Source organism: Streptomyces sp. NPDC092952, from assembly GCF_044754785.1.
GTDB lineage: Bacteria > Actinomycetota > Actinomycetes > Streptomycetales > Streptomycetaceae > Streptomyces.
The window spans coordinates 163348-180952 of the sequence record NZ_JBIVPT010000003.1; the positions used below are offsets into that span (position 1 = coordinate 163348).

14 protein-coding genes and 2 tRNA genes are annotated in these 17605 nt (G+C 72.5%); 9 read left to right on the forward strand and 7 right to left on the reverse strand.

The annotated features are described in order from the left end of the window. Nucleotides 1–117 precede the first annotated feature (117 nt). The 6 genes from ACIQGQ_RS08475 (at nt 118) to ACIQGQ_RS08500 (ending at nt 5180) form a co-directional block, all read left to right on the forward strand. Nucleotides 118–843 carry a DNA methylase gene (locus ACIQGQ_RS08475; RefSeq protein WP_402392332.1) on the forward strand — a complete coding sequence of 242 codons (726 nt, stop codon included), beginning with the start codon at nt 118–120 and terminating at the stop codon, nt 841–843. Continuing rightward, nucleotides 840–1733 (forward strand): bifunctional DNA primase/polymerase, encoded by an 894-nt coding sequence (locus tag ACIQGQ_RS08480; RefSeq protein ID WP_402392334.1) that lies wholly within the window; start codon nt 840–842, stop codon nt 1731–1733. Before ACIQGQ_RS08475 ends, ACIQGQ_RS08480 begins: the two co-directional genes overlap by 4 nt. Next, nucleotides 1730–2080, forward strand: coding sequence for a hypothetical protein (locus ACIQGQ_RS08485; protein ID WP_402392337.1), 351 nt, complete (start codon nt 1730–1732; stop codon nt 2078–2080). The genes ACIQGQ_RS08480 and ACIQGQ_RS08485 overlap by 4 nt, the downstream gene beginning before the upstream one ends. Beyond that, entirely contained in the window at nt 2077–3465 is a 1389-nt protein-coding gene (locus ACIQGQ_RS08490) for a phage/plasmid primase, P4 family (protein ID WP_402392339.1), read from the forward strand. The genes ACIQGQ_RS08485 and ACIQGQ_RS08490 overlap by 4 nt, the downstream gene beginning before the upstream one ends. 243 nt (nt 3466–3708) lie before the next feature. Then, nucleotides 3709–3906, forward strand: coding sequence for a helix-turn-helix domain-containing protein (locus ACIQGQ_RS08495; RefSeq protein ID WP_402392341.1), 198 nt, complete (start codon nt 3709–3711; stop codon nt 3904–3906). After that, nucleotides 3906–5180: a tyrosine-type recombinase/integrase gene (locus tag ACIQGQ_RS08500; protein WP_402392344.1), complete on the forward strand. Its 1275-nt coding sequence runs from the start codon at nt 3906–3908 to the stop codon at nt 5178–5180. Before ACIQGQ_RS08495 ends, ACIQGQ_RS08500 begins: the two co-directional genes overlap by 1 nt. An 80-nt stretch (nt 5181–5260) precedes the next feature. Here the strand turns inward: ACIQGQ_RS08500 and ACIQGQ_RS08505 are convergent. Further along, a tRNA-Arg gene (locus ACIQGQ_RS08505) sits at nt 5261–5333 on the reverse strand. A gap of 506 nt (nt 5334–5839) precedes the next feature. Between ACIQGQ_RS08505 and ACIQGQ_RS08510 the strand changes: the two genes are divergently transcribed. Then, entirely contained in the window at nt 5840–7237 is a 1398-nt protein-coding gene (locus ACIQGQ_RS08510; RefSeq protein ID WP_402392346.1) for a hypothetical protein, read from the forward strand. Between the two features lie 101 nt (nt 7238–7338). Here the strand turns inward: ACIQGQ_RS08510 and ACIQGQ_RS08515 are convergent. Next, a tRNA-Ser gene (locus ACIQGQ_RS08515) sits at nt 7339–7429 on the reverse strand. A gap of 286 nt (nt 7430–7715) precedes the next feature. Between ACIQGQ_RS08515 and ACIQGQ_RS08520 the strand changes: the two genes are divergently transcribed. Further along, the gene (locus ACIQGQ_RS08520; protein WP_402392348.1) at nt 7716–8177 is read left to right on the forward strand and encodes an SSI family serine proteinase inhibitor; all 462 of its coding nucleotides are present in this window, start codon (nt 7716–7718) and stop codon (nt 8175–8177) included. A 169-nt stretch (nt 8178–8346) separates the two neighbouring features. Continuing rightward, complete coding sequence (locus ACIQGQ_RS08525; RefSeq protein ID WP_402392350.1) at nt 8347–12294, forward strand: PAS domain-containing protein; 3948 nt, start codon at nt 8347–8349, stop codon at nt 12292–12294. A gap of 114 nt (nt 12295–12408) precedes the next feature. On the opposite strand, the gene ACIQGQ_RS08530 is transcribed toward ACIQGQ_RS08525, so the two are convergent. From ACIQGQ_RS08530 to ACIQGQ_RS08550, 5 genes are all read right to left on the reverse strand, one after another. Next, nucleotides 12409–14055 (reverse strand): long-chain fatty acid--CoA ligase, encoded by a 1647-nt coding sequence (locus tag ACIQGQ_RS08530; protein WP_402392353.1) that lies wholly within the window; start codon nt 14053–14055, stop codon nt 12409–12411. Between the two features lie 148 nt (nt 14056–14203). Then, on the reverse strand, nt 14204–14809 hold the full coding sequence (locus ACIQGQ_RS08535; protein WP_402392355.1) for a SigE family RNA polymerase sigma factor: 606 nt from the start codon (nt 14807–14809) through the stop codon (nt 14204–14206). Nucleotides 14810–14979: 170 nt separating this feature from the next. After that, the gene (locus ACIQGQ_RS08540; RefSeq protein WP_402392358.1) at nt 14980–16146 is read right to left on the reverse strand and encodes a lipid-transfer protein; all 1167 of its coding nucleotides are present in this window, start codon (nt 16144–16146) and stop codon (nt 14980–14982) included. Continuing rightward, nucleotides 16143–16574: a MaoC family dehydratase gene (locus ACIQGQ_RS08545; protein WP_402392361.1), complete on the reverse strand. Its 432-nt coding sequence runs from the start codon at nt 16572–16574 to the stop codon at nt 16143–16145. The genes ACIQGQ_RS08540 and ACIQGQ_RS08545 overlap by 4 nt, the downstream gene beginning before the upstream one ends. Continuing rightward, a complete protein-coding gene (locus ACIQGQ_RS08550; RefSeq protein ID WP_402392364.1) occupies nt 16571–17605 on the reverse strand; it encodes an acyl-CoA dehydrogenase family protein in 1035 nt (344 codons plus the stop codon). The genes ACIQGQ_RS08545 and ACIQGQ_RS08550 overlap by 4 nt, the downstream gene beginning before the upstream one ends.

Consider the following 17605-nt stretch of genomic DNA (forward strand, 5'->3'; position numbering starts at 1 on the left):
CCGTCAACTACACAGAGCGATCGCCCCGCAGACGCCGAGGGCGGCCCCCTCTCACGCCAATGAAGTCGGGGCCGCCCTCGTCTGCCAGCACGTCTCACAGAACTGGAGACACCCAGCATGACTCAACCCACCCTGGTCCGGCGAGACGGCCACCGGCCGCGTCTCCTGGATCTTTTCTCCTGCGCCGGCGGCGCGGCCATGGGCTACAACCGGGCCGGGTTCGAGGTGACCGGCATCGACATCGCCGACCGCCCGAACTACCCCTTCGCCTTCCACCAGGCCGATGCCCTCGCATACCTTGTCGCCCTCATCGCCACCGGGGAGATCCGCCGGTACGCGGCCGTGCACGCGTCCCCGCCGTGCCAGGCCGGATGCGCCCTCACCGTCGGCACCAACGCCTCACGCGGCTGGGGCCGCGACCATGTCCAACTCATCCCCGAACTCCGCGCTCTCCTCGACGAGACGGGCCTGCCCTACGTCATCGGGCGGCCCAACGGGAAAGCCCCCGTCCGCGCCGATCTGCGGCTGTGCGGGGAGATGTTCGGGCTCGACGTCCTGCGCCACCGTGTCTTCGAACTCGGCGGTGGCTGGACCGTCCCGCAGCCCGCGCACCCGAAGCACCGAGGGTACGTGCGTGGCTACCGGCACGGCGTCTACCGCGACGGCCCCTACGTCGCCGCGTACGGCGCCGGCGGAGGCAAGGCCACCATCCCCGAGATGCAGGCCGCGATGGGCATCACCTGGACCGACGTCCGCGAGGAGCTGACCGAGGCCATCCCACCCGCGTACACCGAACTGATCGGCGCCGCCCGGATCGTGGCCATGCGGGCGGTGGCCGCATGAACACCCTTCTCCTGGCCGCCGCCCTGGACGCGGCCGAGCGCGGCTGGCACGTCTTCCCCCTCCGCCCCGGAGGCAAGCGACCCGCCCTCCACGCCGAGACCGTCTGCCCCCGGACGGGGCCCTGCACCGGTGGGCACCTGAAGTGGGAGGACCGCGCCACCACCGACCCCGACCGCATCCGCCGGGCATGGGCCTCGGGCCCCTACAACATCGGTATCGCGACGGGCCGTTCGCACCTGGTCGTCGTGGACCTCGACAAGCCCAAGGACGGCACGGACGCGCCCGACGGCGTGGCGAACCTTGCCGCGCTCGCGGAGCGCGCCGGGCAGGCCGTCCCCGCCACCCGCACGGTCCGGACCCCGTCCGGCGGTCTCCACCTGTACTTCAGCGCGCCCGCCGCCGCCCGCCTCCGCAACACCGCAGGCAGCGTCGCCCCGCTCGTCGACACCCGGGCGTGGGGCGGCTACGTGGCCGCCGCAGGCAGCACCATCGACGGCCACCGGTACGAGACCGTGGGCCCCGCCCTCATCCGGCCCCTGCCCGCCTGGCTCCTCCAGCTCCTCGTACCGCCCCACCCCTCAACCACCCCCACTCTCGGCCGCGCACCGGCCCCTCCGCGCTCCTGCCGGTACGCCGGGAGCGCGCTCCAGCGGGAGACCGAGACCGTCCGGCACGCGGCCGAGGGCACACGCAACACCGCACTCCTCCGGGCCGCCCGCGCCATCGGGAGGTTCATCGCGTGGGGCGACCTCGGACGCCCGCAGGTCGAAGCGGCCTTTCAAGAGGCGGGCGAGGCCGCCGGACTCCCCGCGGCCGAGTGCCGCGCCACGATCCGCAGCGCCCTCGACTGGTCCATCCGCACCTGCCGGCCGAGGGAGACCGCCGCATGAACACCCCCCGCCCCCACCTGAAAAGCCTCCCCCCGCCGCCCACCGGCCCCCACCCCGCCGAACCGGCCCCCGCCCCGACCGGCAGTGGAGCGCCGAAAGACGTCGGCCGTCAGGCCGTCCCCGTTGCTGTTCGCTCTGACCCGCACACGGTCACCGTGACCGGCATCCAGCCCGGTCTCACCGTGCGCGGACTGGGCCGCCACCAGATCCCCACCGCCGACTGGCTCTGCGGCTGTGGCCGGCACGAGCGGGCCCGGGGCGGCAACGCCGTCACCAACCTCACCGCCCGTGCCCGCATCGGGCACTGCCCCCACACCGAGCCCGCAGCGAACAGGAGCGCGGCATGAGCGCCACGGAGGAGCTGCCCCCGCCGTCCAACCCCCTGGCCGTGGCACGCCGGATCGTCCCGGACTGGACCACCGAGGACGGGCACCTGCGACTGCGCCGCTGGCGCGGATCCTGGATGCGCTGGACCGGAACATGCTGGCGGGAGTACGACGAGCAGCAGATGCGCGCCGGGCTCTACAAGCGCCTGGAGCACTGCGTCCACATCGCCCTGGACAAGAAGGGCGAGCCCGAGGAACACGCGTGGGCACCGACGAAAACGAAGATCAGCAACCTCCTCGACGCCATGTCCGCGATCACCCTGCTGCCCGCCGACACCGACGCCCCGTCCTGGATCGACCACGAGCACGGCCGGCACGACGACAGCCCGATCGTCGCGTGCCGCAACGGGCTCCTGCGTATCCGGGACCGGGCTCTGCTGCCCCACGGGCCGGGCTTCTTCAACATCGTCTCCGTCCCCTACGACTTCGACCCCGACGCCACCGCCCCCACCTGGGAAAACTTCCTGGCAGGCATCTGGCCCGACGATCCCGACTCCGTCAAAGCTCTTCAGGAGTGGTTCGGGTACGTTCTGTCCGGCCGCACCGACCAGCAGAAGATCCTTCTCATGAAGGGGCCCTCACGGTCCGGGAAGGGAACCATCGCCCGGATCCTGAAGGAACTGGTCGGCAAGGAGAACCTCGCCGGCCCCACCCTCGCCGGACTCGGTACGAACTTCGGGCTCTCCACCCTGGTCGGCAAGCCCCTGGCCGTCATCTCCGATGCCCGGCTGTCCGGGGACGGCGGGCAGGTCGTCGAACGGCTCCTGACCATCTCCGGTGAGGACACCATCGACATCGATCGCAAGTACCGCGAGGTCTGGACCGGGAAGCTCCCCACCCGGCTCATGGTCCTCACCAACGAGCTGCCCAACTTCGGCGACAGCAGCGGCGTCATCGCCCGCCGCTTCATTGCCCTCAACATGACCGTGTCCTGGCTCGGACGCGAGGACACCGCACTCACCACCAAGCTCGCCGCCGAAATGCCCGGCATCATCAACTGGGCCCTGGACGGCCTCGCACGCCTCGAACGCAACGGCCGCATCACCGAGCCCGCATCCTCCCAGGACGCCATCACGATGATGCAGGACACCGCCTCACCCACCAGCGCATTCGTCCGCGAACGCTGCACCACCGGCCCCACCCGAAACGTCCCCGTCGACGCCCTCTGGGCCGCCTGGCGCGAATGGGCCGAAGACAACGGCGTCCGCGCCATCGGCACCAAACAAGTCTTCGGCCGCAACCTGCTCTCCGTCGTCCCCCAGCTCGCCCTCACCCGGCCCCGCGAAGGCGAGACGCGAGTACGCACGTACACCGGAATCGGACTCCGCACCACCAACGGAAGCTAGTTCCACAATCCGCTGGGTCGCGGACCATCGCGGACCACCCCTCGTGACCTGCGGATTACGTCACGGCGCTATGCGGACCACCGAGGCCCACCCAGAGAGCCATGGTCCGCGACGGTCCGCATAACCACCCCATCAAAACCGCAGGCCAAGAGGGGTGGTCCGCGATGGTCCGCGACCCACAGCATTGTCCACCGACTAGCGCCACGCACGCGCCCCGCCCCGCACCTCTGGAGGACCACCAGCATGAGCACCGTCGTGCCCACACCGCCCGAGGCCCTAACCGTTCCCGAGGTCATGACCGCCCTGCGGATCAGCCGGTTCAAGGTCTACGACCTCATCCGCTCGAACGAACTCCCCAGCATCAAGATCGGGCGCGCCCGCCGCGTCCCGGTCGACAGCGTTCGCGCCTACCTGCGCGATCGATTGGAGGAAGCTGCCTGATGGCCAAGCGTCGCGCCAACGGCGAAGGAACGATCACGAAGCGGAAGGACGGCCGCTATCAGGCGGCCTCCTACGTCTACCGCCCGGACGGCACCCGGACCCGAAAGTTCGTCTACGGCAAGACCCGAGACGAGGTGGCCGGCAAGCTCACGGAGTTGCAGGAGAAGACGCGGCAGGGCATCCCCGCGGCGTCCTCCACGATGGCGTTCGGCGACTACCTCACCTACTGGCTGGCCGCTATCGCGCCGGAACGGCTCAAGCCAGCGACCCTGAGCAGTTACGAGGGACTGTCACGCCTCTACATCCGCCCCGCACTCGGCAAGAAGAAACTCAACCGGCTGTCTCCGGCGGACGTGCGGCGGTTCCTCACGGAGTTCAAGGTCTCCTGCCTGTGCTGCCTCCGTGGAGCCGACAAGGAAAGGCCGGAGGGCAAGCGCAACTGCTGCGCGGTCGGCCGCTGCTGCAAGCGCCGGCCGTCTGCCCGAACGGTGCAGTACATCCATGCGGTTCTTCGGTCCGCGTTGCAGCAGGCGATGCGTGAAGAGCTGATCGCCCGCAACGTCGCACGGATCGTGGAAACCCCCACGGTCGATGCCAAGGAGGTACGCCCGCTGGACCCGGCGGAAGTCCGCATGCTGCTCAAGACCGCCGAGCCCCACCGCCTGTACGCGTTGTGGCTGCTGCTCATCTCCACCGGCCTCCGCCGAGGAGAGGCCCTTGGACTCACCTGGTCCGATGTCGACCTGACCGCCGGCCAGCTCCGTGTCCGGCGGAACGTGCAGCGCATCAGGCGTGAGCTGATCTTCGGCACCCCGAAAACCGCGAGGTCCGTGCGCACGGTGGCTCTGTCGAAGGGGTGCGTGCAGGCGCTCACCGTGCACCGCGAGCAGCAGGACCGGGAGCGCAAGGTGGCGGGCCCGAAGTGGAAGCCGGTACCCGAGCACCCGACTGGGCTCATCTTCACCACGACAACGGGCCGAGTCACGGACCCCCGCAGCCTCAACAGGATGCTCACCATCCTGTGCCGGGACGCCAAGGTGCGGCGGGTGCGCGTGCACGACCTGCGGCACACCTGCGCTTCGCTGCTGCTGGCACAGGGGGTCGACGCTCGCACGATCATGGAGACGCTTGGCCACAGCACCATCACCATGACGCTGGACACCTACGCGCACGTGATGGACACGACGCTGCGGGCAGCGGCAGAGCGCATGGACGAGGCCCTGGAGTTCGGCAGCAAAGAAGGTGAGGAGACCGAGCCCGATGCCGACGCATGATCCCGGATTCCGGGCGCGTTGATGTCACCCGCTGATGTCAGAGGCCCCCTGGACATCGTCCAGGGGGCCTCTGAGCTGTGTGCACTCGGCAGGATTCGAACCTGCAACCTTCTGATCCGTAGTCAGATGCTCTATCCGTTAAGCTACGAGTGCTTGTGCTTCCCGGTTTTTTCTTCCCGGTCGGCGTTGCGAGAACAACATTACATGACCTGCGCCGTAGCGCGAAATCCATTAGCCAGACCCTCCCTGACCTGCATAAATGCCGCGATTCGCGTCCACGCGACCGAGGTGCGGGGCGACCGTTGACGACGGGGAGCGGGCGTCAACTTCGATGGCGAGAGTTTCACTCTGCGCAAGGGTGGGGTGCCGGGGCAGAGCGGGGACTTCCGGCCATGACGGGGTGGGCGGGAGAGGGCCAGGGGGCCCGTGCGGTGCGTGTGGTGCGGGCGGGGCGGGGCGAAGGGGGCGGCGACGGGGGCCCGCCCGGGACGCGAGGGGGCAAACCCGGTGGGGCGGGTTGGCCGAACGTCGATGTTCGTCACTTTACGTAACCATGTCGGATGCGGTGCGCTACGGGACGTATCGGGTCCGCCGCGGCGCACGAAGGTGCGGCCGGTACGGCGGCGTGTTCCAGCAGCGTCGACGTGAGGGGAAGAACCATGTCCACACCTCCTGCTCCGCTCCGGGTCGCCCTGGCCAACGGCGGCTTCGAACAGCCCGTCGTCACCGGCGTGGAGATCCTGCCGGACGCCTCGCAGACCCAGGCACCCAAACGCGTCCCGGGCTGGCTCACCACCGCCACCGACCACCGGATCGAGTTGTGGCACTCGGGCTTCAACGGGGTCCCGTCGGCCGAGGGCACCCAGTTCGCCGAGCTCAACGCCAACCAGGTCTCCACGCTCTACCAGGACCTGCCCACCACACCCGGCACGAAGCTGTACTGGCGGCTCTACCACCGCGGCCGCCAGGGCGACGACACCATGGCGCTGGACATCGGCGCGCCCGGAGCCACGGTGCAGCAGCGGCGCTTCACCGACGGCACCACCGCCTGGGGCTACTACACCGGCACATACACCGTCCCGGCCGGACAGACCCTGACGCGCTTCGCCTTCCGGTCCGTCTCCGCGGCCGGCGGCAACCAGAGCATCGGGAACTTCCTGGACGGCATCTTCTTCGGCACCGCCCCGTACGTCGTCCTCACCAAGGACGCCTCCCCGACCGGGCCGCTGGACGTGGGCGACGTCATCACCTACCGGATCAACGCCCGGAACGAGGGCGGCGGCGCGGCCGAGAACCTCGTGCTGACCGACGCCGTCCCGCCGGGGACGACATACGTGCCCGGGTCGCTGCGCATCGTCGACGGGCCGAACGCCGGGGCGAAGACGGACGCGCACGACGGCGACCAGGCGTACTACGACGCCCGGGGCGGCAAGGTCGTCTTCGGGCTCGGCAACGGCGCCACGGCCGGGGAGGGCGGCAGCCTGCCCAACACCGAGACCCTGCCCACCGGCACCACGGCCGAGTACCGGGTCACCATCGACCGCGCCTCCGGCGGCCGGCAGATCGCGAACACCGCCACCGCCACGTACGAGAACCGGCTCGGCGACACCCCGGAACCACTGACCGCCAACTCCAACGACCGGGTCACACAGGTCAACCCGGCCGCCGATCTGAGCGTGGTCAAGGCGGCCGACGCGACCACCGTCACCGTGGGCCAGACCGTGACGTACCGGATCACCGTGCAAAACGCCGGACCGAACCGGGCCACCGGCGTCACCGTCACCGACCGGCTCCCGGACACCCTCGCCCTCCTCTCCGCCGAGGGCCCCGGTGACTACGACCCGGCCACCGGGCGGTGGACCGTGGGTGTCCTGGACGACGGCGCCCGGGCCACTCTCGTCCTGCGTGCCAAGGCCACCGCGCCCGGCCGGATCACCAACTCGGCCACGGTCCGGGGCAACGAGAAGGACCCCGATCCCGGGAACAACACCGACTCCGTCACCATCTGCGTCGAGCCGGCCCCGAACTGCTGCGACCCCTGCGCCACTCGTCCGTAGTCCCCGCAGTCCCCGCAGTCCCCGTAGTCCCCGAAGGAGAAAGATCCCGGAAACGACTCAGGGAGTTCAGCCGCTGTGGGCCGAACTCCCTGATCGAAGGGCGGAGGCGGAGGGATTTGAACCCTCGATGGGCTTTAAGACCCAAACCGCATTAGCAGTGCGGCGCCATAGACCGGACTAGGCGACGCCTCCATGCACGCTTCGCGCGAGCGCGAATGGTGCGTGCAGATGATGACACAGCCAAGCGGTGCGTCACCAATCGGTGCCCACGGTACTAGGCAGTCGGGTGCGAGGGCAAAGCGCTTCCCGACGCGCAACGCCACGGCGTGCGGAGCGTTAGGGAGAGAGGGCAAGAAAACGGGCGAAACGGGAAGCCGGCTTCCCGTGCCCTGTGTCCCCCTGCCCCCGTCCCGTGCCCCGTGTCCCGTTCATCCTGTCCGTCGGCAGCTCGCCGACGGGCCTGAGCCCAGGAGCCCGCATGTCCCACGCGTCCAGCGCGTCCCACGCGTCCCGTATGGCGCGCCGCCTCGCCCCCGCCGCCCTCGTGTCCCTCGTCGCCGTCACGGCCCTCGCCGCTCCGGCGAGCGGTACGGAGGGCGCCCACGCTCATGCCCGCACCCTGTTGACGATCACGGTCTCCGGCTCGGGACACGCCGGGGCCGACGGCGTTTTCCGGCTCCGTTGCGCCCCGTCGGGCGGCAGTCATCCGGCGGCCCGGGCGGCCTGCGACCGGCTGGACGAGCTGGCGGGCAGAGGAGTGGATCCGTTCGCCCCGGTGCCCCGGGACGCGCTGTGCACCATGCAGTTCGGCGGCTCGGCCACCGCCCGGATCACCGGAACCTGGCGCGGACGGGGCGTCGACGCGGCGTTCGACCGGAGCGACGGCTGCGAGATCTCGCGCTGGAACACGCTGCGGCCGGTGCTCCCCGAGGCCGGATGAGGGACGGGTTCGTACACCGTATGCACAGGACCTTGGTGAGAGCTCCCCCTCATCCACAGCCCCGCGGCGCCGCTCTGCCCTTAGAATCCCTCAGTGACAGGCTGCGGCCCGAGGGGCAAGATGGGGCCCGCTGTCAGCAAGGTGCGGTAATCAGGGAGGAAGCGTCGTCGTGAGCAGCAGGCCATCCCGGGGCGCTGCTCGCCTCGCAGCCATACTCGATGCACTCCCCGACGGGCTGCTGCTCGTCAACTGCAACGGCACGGTCGTCAACGCCAACACGATCGCGCTCGGCATGTTCGAGGCGCCGGGCACCGCGCTCGTCGGGCGCGGGCTCCTGGATCTGCTGCCGGAGTTCGACTCCAAGCTGATCCCGGGTTCGATGCGGCGCCCCGAGGAAGCCGACGAGCGGGGCCGTACGAAGCCGAAGCGGATGACCGCGCGGCGGACCGACGGCACCGAGTACCCCGCCGAGGTCACCAGCGCCAGCCTGGAGGACGGGCAGGCCGCGTACACCGACCTCCAGGGCGGCTACGGCGGCGGGTACACCGGCGACGAGCTGCTGATGCTCGTCGTGCGGGATCTGTCGGGCACCGTGGACACCGAGGCCGAGCTGGCCCGTTCGCAGCGGCAGACCGAGATGATCCTGCGGGCCGCGGCCGAGGGTGTGGTCGGCACGGACACGGACGGCCGGGTCGTGCTGGTCAACCCCGCCGCCGCGCAGATCCTCGGTTTCCGGGCCAGCGACCTGGGCGGTCAGGAGCTGCATCCGCTGATCCTGCACTCGCGGTCGGAGGGCGAGCCGTTCCCGTACGAGGAGTCGCCGCTCGCCGACACGCTCCGCTCCGGGCGCAAGCACCGGGTGCGCGGCCAGGTCCTGTGGTCCAAGAGCGGTGCGCAGGTGCCGGTCGACCTGACCACCGCGCCGGTCCGGGAAGGGGACCAGCTGGTCGGTGCCGTCATGACGTTCACCGACCGCAGGCCCTACGAGGAGCTGTCCTCGCGCCATCGTGACGAGCTCGCCGAGCTGACCGAGAGCCACACCGCGGAGCTGGCCGAGCTGACGGAGCGGCACAGCGCGGAGCTGGCCGACCGGTCCGAGCGGTACGCGGTCGAGCTGGAGGAGCAGGGCGACCGGCTGGCGGCGGTGACCGCCCGGCACGGCCAGCTCACCGCCGTGCTCGGTGAGTCGCTGCGCGGTCCGCTGGAGGAGCTGCGCGGCGAACTGGCCACGCTCGCCGCCGACCCGGCGGGCCAGCTGTGGCCGGAGGCGAACCAGATCCTGCACCACCTGGCCGCGGGCTACGCCCGGATGACCACCCTGGTCGACAACGTGCTCGGCTACCAGCGTCTGGACGCCGGTTCCGAGAAGCTGGTCAAGACGAACGTGCTGCTCGACTCGGTCGTGACGGCCGGTATCGACGCGGCCGTCGAGCTGATCGGCCCCGGGCGCGCGCAGTTCGCGGTGCACGCGCCGCCGATCGAGGCGGAGGTGGACGCGGACCGGCTGGTGACCGCGCTCGCCCATCTCGTCGCGGACGTCGCCGGCGTCGACTCGACGGGCAAGGCCCGGCCGGTGCCCGGCGGCGGGTACGTCGACTCCACGGTCGTCGTCGCGGCGGCGCAGCGCGGCGAGGTCGTCCGCATCGAGGTGCGCGGTCCGTACGCCGGGGGCGACCCGGTGCACGAGCCGATCGTGCGCGGGATCGTGCGGGCCCACGGCGGTGTGCTCCAGACGCACGAGGTGCCGGGCATGAGCGGCAGCGCGTATGTGCTGGAGGTGCCGCTGGGTACGGGGTCGGGGACCGTGTCGGCCGCCGCGCCCGAGCAGGTGCCCCTTCCCGCTCCCGCTCCCGTTCCCGTTCCCGTTCCCGAGCAGGGTTCCGAGGCCGGTGCGGAGCCTGTGCCGTCGTCGGTCGACGAGGGCGCGCAGGCGCCCGTCGCCGGGGCTCTGCCGGAGCCGGAGGGCGCCGGGTCGCAGCCGGGGAGCGGGCGGCGGCGGGCGCGCCGGTCGTCCACCGACGCGTTCCTGGAGAGCCCGGTGGGCGGTTCCGGGGCGGGTGGCGAGCAGGCGGCGGCCGAGCCGCCGACCGGGCGGCGGCGGGCGCGCCGTGAGCCCGACCAGGACGAACAAGCGCTCCAGGCGGCGGCCGGGGCGCAGGACACGCAGGGTGGTTCGGGGCGTCGGCGGGGACGGCCGAGCCCGGCCGAGGCCGGTGTCCAGCCCGGTGCGCGGCCGCAGTCGGCCGGACAGGCGCTGGCCCTGCCCGCCGCCGCTTCCGCGCCCGCTCCTGCCGAGGGTGCCGTGGTGACGGCGGCCGAGGGGGCGCAGGGCGGGGGTCGGCCGCAGCTCGGCCGGGCCGTGCCGCCGCAGGGCGTTCCGGCCGGCGACCCTCGCGGACCGGGTACGGCCGAGGGTCCGGGCGGCCATCGCGCGTCGCAGGGCGCCGAGGGCCAGTTGGCGCTGCCCGCCGCGCCGTCGGCCCCCGTAGCGGCTCCGGTGCCCGCTCAGGGACCGGGCGCCGACAGCTCCGCGCCCCATCCGAATCAGGCGCCCCAGGGCCCGCAGACACCTCAGGCGTCCCAGGCGGCCGCGCAAGCGCCGCAGGGGCGTCGGGCCCGGCGGGCGCTCGCCGCGGACCGGGAGCGGGCCGCCCAGGCCGAACCCACCGGACCCCGTACCGCGTTCGCGCTGCCGCCCGCCGAGGCCGACCGGTCGCCCGTCGCGGCCGGTGCCACCGACACCCCGCACCCGGCCCGTCACGACGCGGTGCGCACCGCGCCCGGCGACGACCACACGCCGCCGCAGCCGCACCCCGTGCCCGCCGCGCCGAGCGGCCGCCGCCGGGCCCGCCCCGCCGAGGCGCCCGCTCCGGTGACCGGCGAGGGGGCGGAGGAGCCGTCCGCCGGGCCGACCGCGCACGCCACCGGCACCGCCCCCGTCCCGGCCCCCGAGCCCGCCGCCCTCCCGCAGGACGCCGCGCCGCTGCCGGACGCGCGTAGCCGGCCGCTGCCCGCGGAGACCCCGGCGCCGGGCGTGTCCCCGGACTCGACGCAGGGGCGCGCGTTCAGCGTGCGGACGCTCGGGCAGGGCGTGCCCTTCGCCCAGCACATCGCGCACCAGCAGAACCAGACGCTCGGCGGTGCCGGTCGGCGCCGCAAGCTCGCCGCCCCGCCCGAGGAGGAGCACGCCCCGCAGACCGCCCCGTCGGCGTCCGCGTTGGCCGTCCCGGCGCAGTCGCGTACCGCGCCGGAGGCCGAGGCCGAGGCCGAGGGCCGGGCGTACGCGATAGGCGCGCCCGACGAGGGCGCCGAGGGGCCGGAGCCGCTGGACGGTCCGGGTGGCGCGGTCGAGGTCGCCAACCGTCCCTCGCCGCTCCCGGTCGACGACGAGCTGCCCCCGGAGCCGCTGGACAACCCGCGTCGGCTGCTGGTCTGGCCCGCGCCCGACGTCTCCACCCAGCAGGCGTTGAGCGACCGGGGCTACCGGCCGGTGATCGTGCACTCCCGCGAGGAGGTGGACGCCCAGATCGCGGCGTTCCCCGCCGCGCTCTTCGTCGATCCGCTGACCGGCCCCATCACCCGCAAGGCCCTCCAGTCGCTGCGCCAGGCCGCGGTGGCGGCGGAGGTTCCGGTGCTGGTGACGGCCGGTCTGGGGCAGGCCTCGCGGGAGGCGGCGTACGGGGCCGACCCGGCCGTTCTCCTCAAGGCGCTCGCCCCGCGCGACAGCGAGCAGCATCCGCCCCGGGTGCTGCTGATCGAGGAGCACGAGGAGATCGCGCTGGCGCTGACGGAGACCCTGGAGCGCCGCGGCATGCAGGTGGCGCGGGCGGCCACCGACAGCGAGGCGGTGGCGCTCGCCGGGCGGACGCGGCCCAACCTGGTGGTGATGGACCTGATGCAGGTGCGCCGCCGCCGGGCCGGGATCGTCGACTGGCTGCGGGCGAACGGCCAGTTGAACCGCACCCCGCTGGTCGTCTACACCTCCGCCGACATGAGCGGGGCCGAGCTGCCGAGGCTCGGCTCGGGCGAGACGGTCCTCTTCCTGGCCGAACGGTCCACGAGCGACGAGGTCCAGTCGCGCATCGTCGACCTGCTGGCGAAGATCGGCACGAACTGAGGCGGTCGTTCCCGAACGACCGGGGGCGGTACGGGAATCCCCGTACCGCCCTCGTCGTTCCCGCACTCCCAGTAGTTCCAGCCGGTTAAGCCGGTCCTGCCGTTCCCGGGCGGCTCAGAGCCGGGTGATGTCCAGCTCGCCCTCCGCGTACTGCCTGCGGATCACCTTCTTGTCGAACTTGCCGACGCTGGTCTTCGGCACGGACGGGATGATCGTCCAGCGCTCCGGGAGCTGCCACTTGGCGATGCCGGACGCCGCGAGGAACTCCCGCAGCGCGGTGTAGTCGACGGCCGCGCCGTCCTTGAGGACCACGGTCGCCAGCGGGCGCTCGCCCCACTTCTCGTCCGGGACGGCGACGACCGCGGCCTCGGCCACGTCCGGGTGGGCCATCAGCGCGTTCTCCAGCTCGACGCTGGAGATCCACTCGCCGCCGGACTTGATGACGTCCTTGGCCCGGTCGGTGAGGGTGAGGAAGCCGTCCTCGCTGATCACTCCGACATCGCCGGTTTTCAGCCACCCGTCCGCGCTGAACTTGTCCTCGGGGCGCAGCGGTTCCTCGTCCGGGCCGCCGTGGTACGCGCCGGCGATCCAGTTGCCGCGCACCTCCAGCTCACCGGCGGACTTGTTGTCCCAGGGCAGGTGCTCGCCGCCGGGGCCGACCAGCCGCGCCTCGACACCGGCCGGGAAGCGCCCCTGGGTGACGCGGTAGGGCCACTCCTCCTCCGCGGTCAGCCCGGCGGGCGGGTGGGCCATGGTGCCGAGCGGCGAGGTCTCCGTCATGCCCCAGGCGTGGCAGAGGCGGACGCCCAGCTTGTCGTACGCCTCCATGAGGGAGGGCGGGCAGGCGGCGCCGCCGATGGTGACCTGGGCCATGGAGGTCAGGTCGCGGGGGCGGGCGGTGACCTCGGCGAGCAGTCCCTGCCAGATGGTGGGGACGGCGGCGGCGTGGGTCGGCCGCTCGCTCTCGATCATCTCGGCGAGCGGGGCGGGCTGGAGGAACCGGTCCGGCATGAGCATGCTGATGCCGGACATGAACGTGGCGTGCGGCAGACCCCACGCGTTCACATGGAACTGGGGCACGACGACCAGCGTGGTGTCCTGGTCGGTCAGCCCCATCGACTCGGCCATGTTGACCTGCATGGAGTGCAGGTAGATGGAGCGGTGGGAGTAGACGACACCCTTGGGGTCGCCGGTGGTGCCGGAGGTGTAGCAGAGGGCGGCGGCCTGGCGTTCGTCCAGTTCGGGCCAGTCGTAGTGGTCGGGCCGGCCGGCGATCAGCTCCTCGTAGTCGTGCACCCGGGGCGTGGCCCCGTCGAGGAGGGAGAGGTCGCCCGGACCGGCGACGACCACGTGCTCGACCGAGGGCATCTGCGGCAGGAGCGGGGCGAGGAGCGGCAGCAGGGAGCCGTTGACGATGACGACCTTGTCGTCGGCGTGCGCGACGATCCAGACCAGTTGTTCGGCGGGAAGCCGCAGGTTGAGCGTGTGCAGCACCGCACCCATGGACGGAATCGCCAGGTATGCCTCGACATGTTCCGCGTTGTTCCACATGAGCGTGGCCACACGCTGGTCGGCGTCGATGCCGAGGTCGTCGTGGAGCGCGTGCGCGAGCCGCGTCGCCCGCCGGCCGGTCTCCGCGAAGCTGCGACGCCGCGGCCCGGCCTCGGTCCAGGTCGTGACCTGCGACTTCCCGTGAATGGTCATCCCGTGGTGGAGGATGCGGGTGACGGTCAGCGGTACGTCCTGCATGGTGCTCAGCACGGCGTCCTCCCGGTGGGCGCTACGCGGCAGTAGGGTTGGCCTGATTCTGCGCACATACCACTCGGTATGTCACTACTTCCGGGAGTACGAATCAGTTTCGTTCGACTTTTTCGTTCGATTCACCCACCCGCTGGTCCCGCGTGTGCCGTCACCGCACCGGAGCCAGCTCCGGGTCCTCCCTGAGCTTGCCGAGCGCCCGCGAGACCGCGCTCTTGACCGTACCGACGGAGACGCCGAGGACCTCGGCAGTCTGGGCCTCGCTCAGGTCCTCGTAGTAGCGCAGCACCACCATCGCGCGCTGGCGGTCCGGCAGCCTGAGCACGGCGCGCCACATCGCGTCACGCAGCACCTGGTGCTCGGCCGGGTCCGGACCCTGGGCGGTCTCCGGCTCGGGCAGCTCCTCGCAGGCGAACTCGTCGACCTTCCGCTTGCGCCACTGCGAGGTCCGGGTGTTCACCAGCGCCCGGCGGACGTATCCGTCGAGCGCCCGGTGGTCCTCGATCCGGTCCCAGGCCACGTAGGTCTTGGTGAGCGCGGTCTGCAGCAGGTCCTCGGCGTCGCTCGGGTTGGCGGTGAGCGAGCGCGCGGCGCGCAGCAGCACCGGCCCCCGCGCCCGGACGAAGGAGGTGAACGACGGATACGGGGCCCGCGAGGCGTGCGCGGGCCGTGCGGCACGCGGTACGTGCCCGGAGTACGGGCGGTGCCCGGTGGTGACGGCTCCCCCGGAGCCGCCCGTGCAGACTGGCGTGGTCATGCCTTCCACGCTATGAGCGGGCGCCGCCACGGGGATCGGCCCCAGGTCCCGAAAACGCGTCCGACTCAGGACGTAGGGGTGGGGACTGCCCCACCTCCTGTAGGTGGAGTCCGCGCTGGCCCGGATCAGGGGGCGCCGTCGGGGTCCGGAGGGCACGGGCGGGCCCGGGATCAGCCGTCCGCGCCCAGGACCAGACCGGACGTGGGGACGCCGGTGCCCGCGGTGACCAGGGTTCTCGCGGCGCCCGGGACCTGGTTCACCGACGTTCCGCGGATCTGCCGGACCGCCTCCGCGATCCCGTTCATCCCGTGGAGGTACGCCTCCCCGAGCTGGCCCCCGTGCGTGTTCAGGGGCAGCGCGTCCGCCGCGACGAAGTCGGCCGCCTCGCCCGGCCCGCAGAAGCCGAACTCCTCCAGCTGCATCAGGACGAACGGGGTGAAGTGGTCGTAGAGGATGCCCACGTCGATCTCGGCGGGGGAGAGGCCGGAGGTGCGCCAGAGCTGCCGGGCGACCACGCCCATCTCCGGCAGCCCGGCCAGGTCGTCGCGGTAGAAGCTGGTCATCTGCTCCTGCGCACGCCCGGCGCCCTGCGCGGCGGCCACGACCACGGCGGGCGGCCGGCGCAGGTCCCGGGCCCGTTCGGTGCTGGTGACGACGATCGCCTGCCCGCCGTCGGTCTCCTGGCAGCAGTCCAGCAGCCGCAGCGGTTCGACGATCCACCGCGAGGCGGCGTGGTCGGCCAGGGTGATCGGCTTCCCGTAGAAGTACGCGGCCGGGTTCCGGGCGGCGTGGCGCCGGTCGGTGACCGCGACCTGGCCGAAGGCCTCCGGCGTCAGCCCGTAGGTGTGCAGGTAGCGCTGGGCGGCCATGGAGACCCAGGAGGCCGGGGTGAGCAGCCCGAAGGGCAGGTTCCAGCCGAGCGCGGTGCCTTCGGCGGTGGGCTCCCGCCGCTGCACGCCGGAGCCGAAGCGGCGCCCGGAACGCTCGTTGAACGCGCGGTAGCAGACGACGACGTCGGCCACCCCGCACGCCACGGCCATCGCCGCCTGCTGCACGGTGGCGCAGGCCGCGCCGCCGCCGTAGTGGACGCGGGAGAAGAACGACAGCTCGCCGATCCCGGCCGCCTGGGCGACGGTGATCTCCGGGCTGGTGTCCATGGTGAAGGTGACCAGCCCGTCGACGTCGGCGGGGGTCAGCCCGGCGTCGTCCAGGGCGGCCCGGACCGCCTCGACGGCCAGTTTCAGCTCGCTGCGCCCGGAGTCCTTGGAGAACTCCGTCGCGCCGATCCCGACGACGGCGGCCCGGCCGCCCAGCCGGTCGGCCCCGCGTACGCTCATGCCGCCGCCCGCCCCTCGTCCATGCCGTCCGTGTCCATGCCGTCCGGATCCAGCTCCACCGTCACGGTTCCGGTGACGTGGCGGCCGATCCCGTTGGTGCCGACGACGGCGATCTCGGCCGTCCCGTCGCCGCCCACGGCGGTGACCGTGCCGCTCAGCACCATCGTGTCGCCCGGGTAGTTGGGCGCGCCCAGCCGGATCGCGACCCTGCGGAGCACCGTCCGGGGCCCGAGCCGGTCGGTGATGTACCGGCCGACCAGGCCGTTGGTCGTCAGGATGTTCATGAAGATGTCCGGGGAACCCTTCTCCCGGGCGAGTTCCGCGTCGTGGTGCACGTCCTGGTAGTCGCGGGAGGCGATCGCACCCGCCACGACCAGGGTGCGGGTCACCGCGATCTCCAGCGGTGCGAGCTCGTCACCGGCCTTCACTCCATGCCCTCCTTCACCAGCGCGTCACCGAGTTCCTGGAGCACCGCGCCGCCGCACCCGAGATACGCGTCGAGCTGGCGCCCCCAGAGGAAGTGGCGGTGCACGGGGTGGTCGAGGTCCGCGCCGGTGCCGCCGTGCAGATGCTGTCCGGCGTGCACCACCCGCTTCCCCGCCTCCGACGCCCACCAGGCCGCGGTCAGCGCCCGGTGGGCGTGGGGCAGTCCGGCGTCGTGGCGCCAGGCCGCCTCGTACGCGGTGACCCGGATGGCCTCGGTGTCCATATGGGCGTCGGCGGCCCGCAGCAGCACCCCCTGCTTGGTGGCCAGCGGACGCCCGAACTGCTCCCGGGTGTTCACATGCGCCACGGCACGGGCCAGCGAGCCGGCGCACACCCCCGCCTGCACCCCGGCGAACGCCGTCCGCGCCATCGCCAGCACGCCCGCGTACGCCCCCTCGCCGCCGAGCCGCTCCCCTGCCGCCCCGTCCAGCACCAGCCGCGCCGCCGACCACGGCGCGGTCGTCTCCACCGGCTCGGCCAGCACCCCGGGCCCGCCGGCCGGGACGAGCCAGAGCCGCCGCTCCCGGTCCGGGACGAGCACCAGCGTCGCGTCCCGCAGCCACGGCACGTACGGCACGCTCCCGGTCAGCCGCCCGTCGCCGTCGGACCGTACGCCGCCGCGCTCGGGGAAGGCCCCGGTGGCGACGGCCGTGCCGTCCCGGAGCGCGGGCAGCAGCCGCTCCCGCTGCTCGTCGCTGCCGTGCGCGGCGACCGCCAGCAGCCCGTGGACGCAGCTCGCCGCGAACGGCACCTGCGCCGTCGTGCGCCCCTGCTCCTCCAGCAGCAGTACCAGGCCCAGCAGCCCGATCTCCTCGACGGCCGCGGTCAGTCCGGCCGCGCACAGCTCCTTCCACAGCTCGGCGTCCGTGCCGGTGCCCGCGACCGCCAGCCGCTCGGGCGTCGACAGGTCGCCGAAGATCCGGGCCGCCAGCCGTCGCGCCTCGGACTGCTCCTCGGTGGGTGCGAAATCCAT

Coding starts and splice junctions, on each gene's coding strand:
- ACIQGQ_RS08475 (WP_402392332.1), top strand. CDS start 118: ATGACTCAACCCACCCTGGTCCGGCGAGACGGCCACCGGCCGCGTCTC.
- ACIQGQ_RS08535 (WP_402392355.1), bottom strand. CDS start 14,809: ATGACCACGCCAGTCTGCACGGGCGGCTCCGGGGGAGCCGTCACCACC.
- ACIQGQ_RS08550 (WP_402392364.1), bottom strand. CDS start 17,605: ATGGATTTCGCACCCACCGAGGAGCAGTCCGAGGCGCGACGGCTGGCG.
- ACIQGQ_RS08480 (WP_402392334.1), top strand. CDS start 840: ATGAACACCCTTCTCCTGGCCGCCGCCCTGGACGCGGCCGAGCGCGGC.
- ACIQGQ_RS08495 (WP_402392341.1), top strand. CDS start 3,709: ATGAGCACCGTCGTGCCCACACCGCCCGAGGCCCTAACCGTTCCCGAG.
- ACIQGQ_RS08520 (WP_402392348.1), top strand. CDS start 7,716: ATGTCCCACGCGTCCAGCGCGTCCCACGCGTCCCGTATGGCGCGCCGC.
- ACIQGQ_RS08490 (WP_402392339.1), top strand. CDS start 2,077: ATGAGCGCCACGGAGGAGCTGCCCCCGCCGTCCAACCCCCTGGCCGTG.
- ACIQGQ_RS08510 (WP_402392346.1), top strand. CDS start 5,840: ATGTCCACACCTCCTGCTCCGCTCCGGGTCGCCCTGGCCAACGGCGGC.
- ACIQGQ_RS08485 (WP_402392337.1), top strand. CDS start 1,730: ATGAACACCCCCCGCCCCCACCTGAAAAGCCTCCCCCCGCCGCCCACC.
- ACIQGQ_RS08540 (WP_402392358.1), bottom strand. CDS start 16,146: ATGAGCGTACGCGGGGCCGACCGGCTGGGCGGCCGGGCCGCCGTCGTC.
- ACIQGQ_RS08500 (WP_402392344.1), top strand. CDS start 3,906: ATGGCCAAGCGTCGCGCCAACGGCGAAGGAACGATCACGAAGCGGAAG.